We start from the raw sequence: 11679 nt of genomic DNA, 5'->3' as shown, positions 1-11679 counted from the left end.
AGGCACACATGCGTGAACGCGACCAAGCCAACTCACCCGACGGCCGGCCGAAAGTCTACGACACCGGCATCGACACCGACTTCAACCCCTCCTGGGCCATCCGACACGGCTGGGCAGGACGCTCATAACCCCAGCACAACACCCCACAACCCACCCATCCCAACCCCTGAAAAAGCACACATTTTGTCACTTAAGTCGACACGCCGAGAAAAGCACACATTTTGTCACTTAAGTCGACGATGGGCTTTGACACCCGCGCATAACAAAACCCCAGCTAAAACCGTGTTCTAGCTGGGGTTTTCCCTGAGCCACCTGCGAGAATCGAACTCGCGACCTTCTCATTACGAGTGAGACGCTCTGCCGACTGAGCTAAGGTGGCAACGCTGCACAATATTACAGCACCGCCAAGAATCCACGAAACTACCAGGTCAGCGGGCTTCGCAGGCGAGGCGGATGTGGCCGAGCATCCCGTTGAACGCCACGACGGGGCTCACTTGCTGTTGGAGGCGCAGTCGGCACTGGGCGATGGCGTCGAGGCACGCCACGAGTCCTTCGGGGCGGACCTTCTCGGCGAGTTCGGCGGCGAGTGGCTGGAAATCGGGGTGGGTCAGCGAGACCTTAGCGTCGGATTGGACGGCGAGGGCATCACGGTAGATGCCGGCGAGGTCCACGAGGATGAGGTCGAAGACATCGCGCTTGCGGCGGGTGCCGCGCGCTTTCTGGCTCGCCTCGAGCGCTTTGACGGAGGCGGACGCCCCGCGCAGCGCCTTCGCCGCTCCCCTGCCCTTCGCGCCGACACCGAGGGCCTGCTCGAGTTTGGCGCGCTCCTCGGCGTCCTCCTCGGCGTAGTCCTCGACGGCAGTTTTCTCCGTGGCCTTTACCAGGGAGGCCACGGCCTGAAAGGCCTGGGCGCCGTGGAAGACCAGCTCGGCAAGGTTGATCGCCTGGGCGCGGCGGATCTGCACGGACTTGTCGTTGACCATTCGTCGCGCCCGGCCCACGTGTCGCAGGGTGGTGGCGGCGGCGAGGCGGGCGTCAGACTCCGTGGCGCCTTCCTCCTGCATGAGGATGCGCACCACCTCGTCCTCGGAGGGCGCGGGGATATAGAGGTGCCGGCAGCGGGAGCGCAGCGTCTGGGAGAAGTCCTCCGGGTCCGTCGACGGCGCGCACAGGATAATCACGGTGTGGGCTGGGGGCTCCTCCACCGTTTTCAGCAGCGCGTCGGAGGCGTCCTGGCCGAGGCGGTCGGCGTTCTCGATGATGAGGACGCGCCAGGGGGCGACCGTCGGCATGCGGGCGGCCTGCGCGATGTACTCGCGGGTCTCCTTCACCTTAATCGTGAGTTCCTTGGGCACCACGTGCATGACGTCGGTGTGCTGGGAGGACAGCGCGTCGCGGCAGCCTTTGCAGCGCCCGCAGCCGATCTCGTCAGGGTCCGTGCACACCAGCGCAGCCGCGAACGCGAGCGCCGCGTTGGAACGCCCCGAACCGGGAGGCCCCGTGAACAGCCAGGAGTGCGTCATCGCGCGGGCATCGCCGATCCCCCGGGCGGCCGCGGCAGCGTTCATGATGACCTGCTGGACGGAGGGGGCGTCGGCAAGTAATTGACTCACGGTAGGCACAAGCCCCAAGCGTACAGCAGGGCGAAAACCCGCTAAAGTGTTACAGCATGGAACGATTCTGGCGCAGTTTCAAATGGCTGTGGGGCACCTCGTGGCCCCTCTACGCCGCAACTGTGCTCGGAACCAACGTGCTCGGCGCCGTGCTGATCATGCTGTTCGTGCGCTTCCTCATCCCCATGCGGGAGGTGCAGCAACTCAACATTCACGACGAAAGCCTCGGCTTCCTCGGCGCGGCCTACTTCTGCTTTGCCATCTTCGTGGGCATCGTGGTCACCTTCTTCCTGTTCCGGCCGGTGCTGGAGTGGCAGCTCAGTCCCGATGACCACGACCCAAACATGGTGCGCAACCTGGTCATGCGCATCCCGGTGCTGCAGACCGTGATCGTGGTCGGGGTGTGGGCCATCGGCATCATGATCATCACTGTGGCCGCCTGGCGCATCGACCACCAGCTGGCAATCGTGACCTTAGGGTCTACGTCGCTGGCGTGCTTCGTCACTGCCGTGATGACATATCTGCAGGCAGAGCGCCTGGTGCGGCCGGTGGCGGCGTCGGCACTCGCGCGGCGCTTCGAGGACTCCACCCTGGAGCCGCCGATCAAGCACCGCCTATACCTGACGTGGTTCACCACCTCCGCCGTGCCAATGTTCGGAGTGCTCGCCCTGTTCTTCGCGCAGCGCCACGGCTTCTTCTACAACCGCCCCGGCGAGCTCATGCCTGCCGTGCTCGCGCTGACGCTCACCGCACTGGCCACCGGCTTCATCGGCACTGCGTTCGCCATCATGAGCGTGGTGGACCCCATCAAGGAGCTGCAGGAAGCCATCAATAAGGTGCGCCGCGGGGAGCGTAACACCCAGGTCGACATTTACGACGGCTCCGAAATCGGCGTACTACAAGCCGGGTTCAACGAGATGATGCGCGGCCTCAACGAGCGCCAGCGCGTCCGAGACATCTTCGGCCGCTACGTCGGCACCGAGGTCGCCCAGAAGGCGCTCGAGGAGAAGCCGGAGCTCGGCGGGGAGGACCGCCGCGTGGCCGTCGTATTCATCGACGTGATCGGCTCCACCACCTTCGCCGTCAACCACACCCCGGAGCAGGTCGTGGCCGCGCTGAACAACTTCTTCGAGATCGTCGTTGAGGTGGTGCACCGCAACAAGGGCGTGATCAACAAGTTCCAGGGCGACGCCGCGCTGGCCGTGTTCGGTGCGCCCGTCTCCATCCACGACGCCGCCTCCCACGCCCTCCAGGCCGCCCGCGAACTCCGCCGCGAACTGGCGGGCCTGGAACTGCAGGCAGGCATCGGGGTGGCCTCCGGGCACGTGGTCGCCGGCCACATCGGCGGCTCCGACCGCTTCGAATACACCGTGATCGGCGACGCCGTCAACGCCGCCGCCCGCCTCACCGAGCTGGCCAAGGACACCCCGGGCTGCGTGCTCACCAACGCCGCAACCCTGCGCGCCGCCAACGAGGTCGAGCAGCAGCGCTGGACGCTCATGAAGTCCGTGGAGCTGCGCGGGCGCAACCGCATGACGCAGCTGGCCCGCCCGGTGCGCTCCACTCTGGCGGACCGCTACTAGCCGCCCCGCTTACGAGCGCTTCGCGGCCTTCTTCGTCGCCTTCTTGCGCGTCGTCTTCTTCGTTGCCTTCTTCCGCGTGGTCTTGCGCGCGGCCTTCTTGGCTGGCTTCGGGTTCTCTGCCTCGCGGGCCCGGCGCGCGGACAGCAGCTCGTTCGCGCGCTCGTCCGTCATGGTCTCCGGGGTATCGCCGCGCTGGAGAGACGCGTTCGTGGTGCCGTCGGTGACGTACGGGCCGAAGCGGCCGTCCTTAATGGACATCGGCTTGCCGGAGACGTCGTTGTCCCCGAGCAACTTCAACGGCGCCTTCGCAGCCCCGCGACCACGGCGCTTCGGCTCCGAGTAGATGCGGCGCGCCTCCTCCAGCGTGATGCTGAAGATCTGCTCCTCGCTGGCCAGGGAGCGCGAGTCGGAGCCCTTCTTCAGGTACGGGCCGTAGCGTCCGTTCTGCGCCGTGATCACTTCCCCATCGTCGACGCCCACCTCGCGCGGCAGGCTCAGCAGCTGCAGCGCCTGCTCAAGCGTGACCGAGGCCGGGTCCATCGACTGGAACAGGGACGCCGTCGCGGGCTTGAGCTGCTCCTCGACGAGCTCGGTCATGCGTTTTTCTTTCTGCTTCGCGGCCGTCTTGGTGTCCCAGTTCTTCTTCCGCTTGCCCTCTTCGGCGCGCTGCTTGTCCTCGGCGGCGCGCTCCTCGGCGATGACTTCCTCGGCGTGGGCTTGCGCCTTCTCCAGCTCGTCGTCGCCGAGTTTCTCGGTGACGTAGGGGCCGAAGCGGCCCTCCTTGGCCACTACCATGCGCCCGTTGGCTGGGTTCACGCCCAGCTCGCGGCCGGACTGCGGGGTGGCGAACAGCTTCTCCGCCAGTTCCAGGGTGACCTCGTCAGGTGTGGTCGCCTCAGGGATGTTGGCGCGCTGGTACTCCGGCTCACCGTCGGCGGTGACACCCACCTGGCGTTCCATGTACGGCCCGTAGCGGCCCACGCGCACGTTGACGGCGCGGCCTTCCGCGTCGTCGAAGAGTTTCAGGGAGTTGACCTGGCGGGCGTCGATACGCTCGAGGTTGTCCTCGATGATGTGCTTGAGCCCACCGCGGCGCGCGATCGCCTCGGCGGTGTTGTCGCTGGCGTCGGCGTCGCCGAAGTAGAAGCTAGTCAACCAGCGGGTGCGGTCCTCGTTGCCGTGCGCGATCTCGTCGAGCTCGTCCTCCATCGAGGACGTGAAGTCGTAATCCACCAGGGCGTCGAAGTTGTTCTCCAACAGCCCCACCACGGAAAACGCCACCCAGCTGGGCACCAGCGCGTTGCCACGGGAGAACACGTAACCGCGGTCCTGGATCGTCTTAATAATCGACGCATACGTCGACGGACGCCCAATCCCAAGGTCCTCCATCTTCTTCACCAGGCTCGCCTCCGTGTAGCGCGCCGGCGGGTTCGTGGAGTGCCCATCCGCCGAAATCGCGGTGGTCGGCAGCTCGTCGCCCGCGGTGAGCTGCGGCAGGTGCGTCTCGCTATCACGCGTATCCGAGTAGGCACGCAGCCAGCCCGGGAACGTAATCGTGCGTCCGGTCGCAGCAAACTCGGTATCGAAGTCACCCGCAACGGTCACCTTCGTGGAGTTTCCGCGGGCGTTCTCCATCTGGGACGCCACCGTGCGCTGCCAAATCAGCTCGTAAAGCTTGAACTCCTCCGCGTCCAGCACCTTCGACAACTGCCCCGGCGTAGCAAACCGCTCACCAGCAGGGCGGATCGCCTCGTGCGCCTCCTGCGAGTTCTTCACCTTCCGGTCATAGATACGCGGCTTGTCCGCCACGTACTCCGCGCCGTAGAGCTCCGTCGCCGCAGCCCGCGCCGCCGACAGACCCTGTTGCGACAGCGACGTCGAATCCGTACGCATATATGTAATGTGACCGTTCTCGTACAGGCGCTGCGCAATACGCATCGTACGCGCCGACGTAAAGCGCAGCTTCCGCCCCGCCTCCTGCTGCAGAGTGGACGTCATAAAGGGTGCGTACGGCTTGCGGCTGTACGGCTTCTCCTCCACGCCGCTCACCGTCATCGAGGTGTCCTTCAGCGCCCCAGCAAGCTCCTCCGCCACCTGCTTATCGACGACCACAACCCCCTCAGCCGACTCCTTCAGCCGACCGCGATCATCAAAGTCCTTCCCCTGCGCAATCCGCGAACCGTTAATCGCAACAAGCTTCGCATCAAATGCGGTGCCCCCACCGTACGTCGCGGTCACATCCCAGTACTCCGCCGGGATAAACGCCATGCGCTCGCGCTCACGTTCCACGATCACGCGCGTCGCTACCGACTGCACACGACCCGCCGACAGCCTCGGCATGACCTTCTTCCACAACACCGGAGAGACCTCGTAGCCATACAACCGGTCCAGAATGCGGCGGGTCTCCTGGGCGTCGACAAGATCCATGTCCAGCTCACGGGTATTCTCCGCAGCCTCCCGAATCGCCGACTCCGTAATCTCGTTGAACACCATGCGCTCCACCGGCACCTTCGGCTTCAACGTCTCAAGCAAGTGCCACGCGATCGCCTCACCCTCACGGTCCGGGTCTGTCGCCAGCAGCAGCCTGTCCGCCTGCTTCAACTTCGCCTTCAGGTCGGTGACCTTCTTCTTCTTGTCAGGACTGACAACATATATAGGTGCAAACCCAGACTCCGGATTCACACCCAACTTCGCCCACGGTTCCTTCTTGTACTTCGCAGGGATGTCAGCAGCACGGCCCGGAAGATCACGAATGTGCCCCACGGAAGCTTCCACAATGTAGTCACTTCCCAGATACTTCTGGATCTTCTTCGCCTTCGTCGCGGACTCCACGATGACGAGGGTCTTGCCGTCTTCAGCCACGCTTCGTGACACCTCACTTCAAGAACTATGTTCGTTAACTCACATAAGTTGTATCAGACAATTAAATAGCAACCCTACAACTCCTCGTTTTCACCCCCACCAACTACACTGAACCCCCATGAGCACCATCGGGCACCCAAGGAGGTAAAACCCCAGATGATCGACTCCCTCATCGGCTTCCTCCACACCCTGATGGGCACACCCCTCTTCTACCCACTCGTCGTACTCCTCATCCTCGGCGACGCGCTGATCCCCCTCATCCCCTCCGAAACCGTCCTCAACCTCTCCGGCGCCTTCTCCGCATCCCAAGGCGTCCCCAACGCGTGGGGCATCATCGCCGCCGCCATCATCGGCGGCATCATCGGCGACAACATCTGCTTCCTCCTCGGCGGACGCCTCATCCACGTCGTCGACCGCCTCGACCCCAACTCCAAAGCCGGCCAAGCCATCGACTGGGTGCGCCGCAACATGAACCGCGGCGCCGGCATCACCGTCCTCGTCGCCAGGTTCCTACCCTGGGCACGCTGGGTTGCCACGATCGTGCTGGGCAGCGTGCGCTACAACTGGTTCGCCTTCTTCCTCTACGACACCATCGGCGTCATCATCTGGGCTTGCCTCTCCGTCGGCCTCGGCTACGCCGGCGGCTCCCTCCTTTCCGACTTCCCCCTCCTCGGCATGATCGTCGGCATCGCCCTCGGCGCCCTCGTTGGCTGGTTCATGCAGCGCATTCAGTCCTACATCTTCGAACTTTTCGACGTCCGGCGCGGCGTCTCCGCCGTGTAGGTCTTGAGTGCTGCGCGCGTGCTTCCCAGGTGGCTAATTTCGGCGAGGGAATTTGGTGCTAGTAAACAGGAGCCAGTGCCAAAGGACGCACCCCGCTTTTCACGACCTGGGCTTTTCTCGAATCCCCCGGAAGGAATTGCGTCTATTGGCACTGGCACGTGAATGGAACTCAAAAGCAAAAACCCCGGCCGGAGCCGGGGTGTGCACCTATATAGATTAGAGAGCGGTGACCTGCTGGGCCTGTGGGCCCTTGGCGCCCTCGCCGATTTCGAACTCGACCTTCTGGTTCTCCTCGAGGGTGCGGAAGCCGCTGCCCTGGATCTCGGAGTAGTGGACGAAGACGTCGGCGGAGCCGTCGTCTGGAGCGATGAAGCCGAAGCCCTTTTCTGCGTTAAACCACTTCACGATGCCTGTAGCCATTGGTGTGTTCCCTTTCAAAAGATGGATAAATGAAGCCGTCCACCAGGGCTGATGTCCTGGCGCCCGCGTAAACAATCCCTCGCGAGCACCGTTGAAGGCGCGCACAAAATTTGTTACTGCCAACCAGTGTGCCACAAACTGGCATACTTTGCTGTGTCATGAAGCAGGATTTTGGTTCTTTTGGGGGCGAGCTCGTTCGCGGGCTTCGCGAGCAGTTCCCCCACTCCACGATCACGCACGTGGAGGAGATTCCGGCGCGCCCGGCGGAGTACGGCGAGTGGCCCGAGTGGGTGCACCCGGCGCTACGTCACGCGCTGGAGGAGCGCGGTGTGCAGCGGCTGTTTCGCCACCAACAGTTGTGTGCCGAGGCCGCCTGGCGGGGTGAGGACGTTGTGGTGGCGACGGGGACGTCGTCAGGTAAGTCGTTGGGGTATCAGCTGCCGGTGCTTTCGGCGTTGGCGGCGGATGAGCGGGCGTGCGCGCTGTATATCACGCCGACGAAGGCGTTGGGGTCGGATCAGTTGCAGGCGACGTTGGCGCTGACGAAGGATCTGCCTGGGATTACGCCGGCGCCGTATGACGGGGATACGCCGGTTGATGCGCGGCGCGCGATCCGGGATCAGTCGCGGTTCGTGTTCACGAATCCGGATATGTTGCACGCGAGCATCCTGGGTTCGCACGAGCGATGGGCGCGCCTGTTGCGCCACCTGCGTTTCGTTGTTGTGGATGAGTCGCACACTTATCGGGGGGTGTTTGGCGCCAATGTGTCCCTCGTTTTTCGACGCCTGCTTCGCCTCGCCCGCGCGTACGGTTCGGAGCCGACGTTGGTGTTTGCGTCGGCGACGTCGGCGGCCCCGGCGGAGCACGCGGAGCTGTTGTGTGGCAGGCCGGTGCGGGCGGTGGATGTGGATACGGCACCGACGGGTGAGCGCACGGTGGTGTTGTGGGAGCCGGGGTTCATCGAGGGCGCGGAGGGTGAGCACGGCGCCCCGGTGAGGTACGCGGCGACGACGGAGGCGGCGTCGATAATGGGCTGGTTGGTGCGTGAGGGGGCGCGGACCTTGACGTTTGTGCGCTCGCGGCCGGCGGCGGAGATTGTGGCGATGCGCGCGCAGGAGGACTTGAGTGCTGCGGGGCGGCCGGATTTCGCGCGGCGGATCGCGGCGTATCGGGCGGGCTATCTGGCGGAGGACCGTCGTGCGCTGGAGCGCGCCCTGGACGAGGGCGACATCCTGGGCATGGCCACGACGAACGCGCTCGAGCTGGGAATCGACGTCGGCGGGCTCGACGCCGTGGTGATGGCGGGCTATCCGGGTACGGTGGCGTCGTTTCGGCAGCAGGCGGGCCGGGCGGGACGCCGCGGGCAGGGCTCACTGGTGGTGCTCGTTGCCCGCGACGAGCCGATGGATGCCTTCCTGGTGCACCACCCCGCGGCGCTGCTGGGACGCCCGGTGGAGCGCAGCGTGTTCAACCCGTCGAACCCGTACATCCTGCGCGGCCACCTCTACCACGCAGCACACGAGCGCCCGCTGACCTCGAAGGACGTCGACGACTTCGGCGCCCACGACGTGGTGGAGCAAATGTGCGAGGAGGGCCTGCTGCGCAAGCGCCCTCGCGGCTGGTTCCCCGCATCTGACGCGGAGGTGACCGTCTCTATCCGCGGCGGTGCTGGCGCCGAGGTGATGATCGTGGACGTCAGCGACGGTCGCCTTTTGGGCACCATCGATGCCGCCCGCGCCCTCACCCAGGTCCACGAGGGCGCCGTGTATGTGCACCAGGGTGAGCACTTCGTGGTGCAGGAACTCAACCTGGACGACTACGTTGCGCTCGTGGAGCCCGCGCAGCCCGACTACACCACCCGCGCCCGCTCCACGACGGACATCCGCATCCTGGGCGAGGCCCACGAGACCCACCAGCTGGCGAAGGGCGTGTGGGTGGCCAGCGTGGACGTCGAGGTCACCGACCGCGTCACCGGCTACGTTGTCCGCCTGGCGGACGGCTCAGTCAGCGAGCACATCCCACTGGACCTGCCCGCGCAGCACCTGGAGACCCGTGCGGTCGCCTACACGATCGACCCGCTTGTGCTGGACTCGCTGGGCATCAGCGCGGGCGAGGTGCCCGGCGCGCTGCACGCGGCGGAGCACGCGGCGATCGGACTGCTGCCCCTCATCGCCACGTGCGACCGCTGGGACATCGGCGGCGTATCGACGGCCCTCCACCAAGACACGCTGCTGCCCACAGTATTCGTCTACGACGGCCACCCCGGCGGCGCCGGCATGAGCGACGAAGGCTTCGCCCGCTTCCACACGTGGATCACCGCCACCTACGGCGCAGTGGAGTCCTGCCCGTGCGAGCACGGCTGCCCGTCCTGCATCCAGTCTCCAAAGTGCGGCAACGGGAATCAGCCGCTGGATAAGCAGGCGGCGCTGAAGGTGTTGGGGCTCCTGAGCAAGGCGTCATCCGTGGACGCAGAAAACCGGGAATTTGGTGCATAGATCGGGGAGCGAGTGACAAAGGACGCAATCCGGTCGGCCGAATCCGGCAAAAGCCCAGGTCGCAAAAAGTGGGTTGCGTCCTTTGTCACTCGGTTCTGCTGGGGTGACACCAAATCCCTTTGCGCAGGGGTCGCGACCTGGGGAAACGCCACGGCGCCATCCCGAAAAGCGGGATTTTGGTGCACACCTTGGCGCAGCACGCACCAAAATCCATCACAGCCCCTAGCGAGCGGAAATGCTATCCTTTACCTCGAAAGCCCCGGAACGATCCCTGCACTACGAAAGTAGGAGTAAATCGCCGGGGTTACTGGTTTTCAGCTTAATCATAGTCCTTTTGATTGATACACTGCGGGGCATGGATAAACGCACACTCCGCATGTGGATCCCAAACCAGCACGGCGCGTGGGCAATGGCGCTCACCCCCGCCATTGTGGGGACCCTCGGCGTCGCGTTCGGCACCGAGCGCTTCCCGGCCGCGATCGTGTGGTTGTTGATTGCGTGGTTTATCGGATACTGCGCGTTCTTCACGTTCGGCCAGGCGGCCCGGGCACGCACTGTGGAGCGGCGCCGCCAGTACATGCCACCAGTACTCACCTACGGAGCGATCTCCCTGGTCGCGGTAGCGATCGTGGTCATGCAGGATCCGTCGGTGCTCAGGTGGGCGTGGTGCTACGCCCCACTGGTCGGCATCGCTGTGTGGGAAACACTGCAACGCAGACCGCGCTCGCTGGCCAGTGGCGCAGCGACGACGGTCGCCTCCGCACTACTGGTCGCGGTGATCGCGCACCTAGCCGGGTTGCCGACTGATTGGTCCAGCCCGGCGATCGTCGCGACGACGTTTTTGGCGCTCTACTTCACCGGGACGGTGCCGCTGGTCAAGACAATGGTGCGTGACCGCGGCAGCAGCGCCATGCTGGCGTTCAGTATCGGCTACCACGTGGTGGCAATCGTGGTGATGGTCGTATATGCCGCCCTTGTTGGGTTCGGTTGGTGGATGGTCGCGGTACTGGTGTTGGCACTGGCCCGCGCACTGTACTTCCCGCTGAGCGCGCGTCGCGGAAAGCGGTGGACTGTCAAGGACATCGGCAAGGCGGAGGTTGTGCCGTGCATCCTGGCGGCGCTCGCGGCACTTGGGGTGCTGCTCACCGGATAGAGCGGCGCCTGACCAGATTGAGCAGGGTGTATCACAGATCTTCCGCTTCTCTGGCGGTAAAGCTGGGATACTGTAGTTTATGTCCTCTCGAAAAATTCTGCTTCGTCCAGAGTATAGCCATCCAAGCTCTTTATGGCCGTCTAAAGAACTAGTAGTCTCTGAGCCTAAAAACCTAGGGTTCTATCTTCCTGAGGAGATAGGGATTAAGCCAGCTTTAGGAAACGAAATCCTTGAGTGGACGAGGGAATTTCAGGATAATTTTCTCGAGAAACCCGATAGCTTTCATCAGCGCCCGCGCTGGAAAGACCAATTCGATAGATTTCAATGGTATGACGCGGGCTGGGATATCACGTACGCCTTGAGAGATTCATTCCCATCGACGCAGATCATTCCCCGGTTTTCGCAATTTGTTTTTTCCATCAATGAGCGAAGAGAGAATTTCGGAAAGCAGCCACTATGCCTTCCCGGGGACGAACGGGAAGGGTACGTGTCCATCAAGGAATGTCGGGAATAATGAAGAATTGTGGATCGCGCCGTCTGGGACAAATATTGCGAACCAAAACCTAAATAAGTTCAAGGGCTTCTTACCCGCGCCGATATATGCTTTTCCTCATAAAATAATCGATGTTCAAACCTACAAGACCCCGTGGCCGGGTGACCCTCGTGTCAATATTCAAAATGCGAAGGGCAAGGCCAAGCCATATCAAGTGAACCAGGTTCTCGAAGCAATTGAGAAACTAGGCACGCAGAAGAGTGAATCGGAGTAGCCA

At 63.6% G+C, this 11679-nt stretch carries 8 protein-coding genes and 1 tRNA gene; 5 read left to right on the top strand and 4 right to left on the bottom strand.

The window, feature by feature from the left end; translation table 11 throughout:
• Positions 1-306: 306 nt before the first annotated feature.
• Positions 307-379: transfer RNA gene (locus JMN37_RS08590), tRNA-Thr, on the bottom strand.
• A 49-nt stretch (positions 380-428) separates the two neighbouring features.
• Positions 429-1622 carry a DNA polymerase III subunit delta' gene (locus tag JMN37_RS08585; RefSeq protein ID WP_255365833.1) on the bottom strand — a complete coding sequence of 398 codons (1194 nt, stop codon included), beginning with the start codon at positions 1620-1622 and terminating at the stop codon, positions 429-431.
• A gap of 47 nt (positions 1623-1669) precedes the next feature.
• Between JMN37_RS08585 and JMN37_RS08580 the strand changes: the two genes are divergently transcribed.
• Complete coding sequence (locus JMN37_RS08580; RefSeq protein WP_070975175.1) at positions 1670-3196, top strand: adenylate/guanylate cyclase domain-containing protein; 1527 nt, start codon at positions 1670-1672, stop codon at positions 3194-3196.
• Positions 3197-3205: 9 nt separating this feature from the next.
• Here the strand turns inward: JMN37_RS08580 and topA are convergent, their stop codons facing one another.
• Positions 3206-6058: a type I DNA topoisomerase gene (topA, locus tag JMN37_RS08575; protein WP_071573618.1), complete on the bottom strand. Its 2853-nt coding sequence runs from the start codon at positions 6056-6058 to the stop codon at positions 3206-3208.
• A 156-nt stretch (positions 6059-6214) separates the two neighbouring features.
• Here topA and JMN37_RS08570 point away from each other — a divergent pair, with 156 nt between their 5' ends.
• Positions 6215-6841 (top strand): DedA family protein, encoded by a 627-nt coding sequence (locus JMN37_RS08570; protein ID WP_071573617.1) that lies wholly within the window; start codon positions 6215-6217, stop codon positions 6839-6841.
• A 216-nt stretch (positions 6842-7057) separates the two neighbouring features.
• On the opposite strand, the gene JMN37_RS08565 is transcribed toward JMN37_RS08570, so the two are convergent.
• On the bottom strand, positions 7058-7261 hold the full coding sequence (locus JMN37_RS08565) for a cold-shock protein (RefSeq protein ID WP_070363240.1): 204 nt from the start codon (positions 7259-7261) through the stop codon (positions 7058-7060).
• 158 nt (positions 7262-7419) lie between these two features.
• Here JMN37_RS08565 and JMN37_RS08560 point away from each other — a divergent pair, with 158 nt between their 5' ends.
• From JMN37_RS08560 to JMN37_RS08550, 3 genes are all read left to right on the top strand, one after another.
• Positions 7420-9756 (top strand): DEAD/DEAH box helicase, encoded by a 2337-nt coding sequence (locus tag JMN37_RS08560; RefSeq protein WP_252931732.1) that lies wholly within the window; start codon positions 7420-7422, stop codon positions 9754-9756.
• A 355-nt stretch (positions 9757-10111) separates the two neighbouring features.
• The gene (locus JMN37_RS08555) at positions 10112-10909 is read left to right on the top strand and encodes a YwiC-like family protein (protein WP_071573615.1); all 798 of its coding nucleotides are present in this window, start codon (positions 10112-10114) and stop codon (positions 10907-10909) included.
• A 422-nt stretch (positions 10910-11331) separates the two neighbouring features.
• Positions 11332-11676, top strand: a complete 345-nt coding sequence (locus tag JMN37_RS08550; RefSeq protein ID WP_240492752.1) for a hypothetical protein — start codon at positions 11332-11334, stop codon at positions 11674-11676.
• Positions 11677-11679: the final 3 nt, after the last annotated feature.

The organism is Corynebacterium lipophilum (assembly GCF_024102595.1).
GTDB classification, from domain to species: Bacteria; Actinomycetota; Actinomycetes; order Mycobacteriales; family Mycobacteriaceae; genus Corynebacterium; species Corynebacterium pseudogenitalium.
The sequence above is the reverse complement of the archived record's forward strand: the minus strand, read 5'-3'. Positions and strand labels throughout refer to the sequence as shown.

Bases quoted from the DNA above. Each gene is read 5' to 3' on its own strand.
- JMN37_RS08580 (WP_070975175.1), top strand. From the start codon at position 1,670: ATGGAACGATTCTGGCGCAGTTTCAAATGGCTGTGGGGCACCTCGTGG.
- JMN37_RS08570 (WP_071573617.1), top strand. From the start codon at position 6,215: ATGATCGACTCCCTCATCGGCTTCCTCCACACCCTGATGGGCACACCC.
- JMN37_RS08565 (WP_070363240.1), bottom strand. From the start codon at position 7,261: ATGGCTACAGGCATCGTGAAGTGGTTTAACGCAGAAAAGGGCTTCGGC.
- JMN37_RS08560 (WP_252931732.1), top strand. From the start codon at position 7,420: ATGAAGCAGGATTTTGGTTCTTTTGGGGGCGAGCTCGTTCGCGGGCTT.
- JMN37_RS08555 (WP_071573615.1), top strand. From the start codon at position 10,112: ATGGATAAACGCACACTCCGCATGTGGATCCCAAACCAGCACGGCGCG.
- JMN37_RS08550 (WP_240492752.1), top strand. From the start codon at position 11,332: ATGAGCGAAGAGAGAATTTCGGAAAGCAGCCACTATGCCTTCCCGGGG.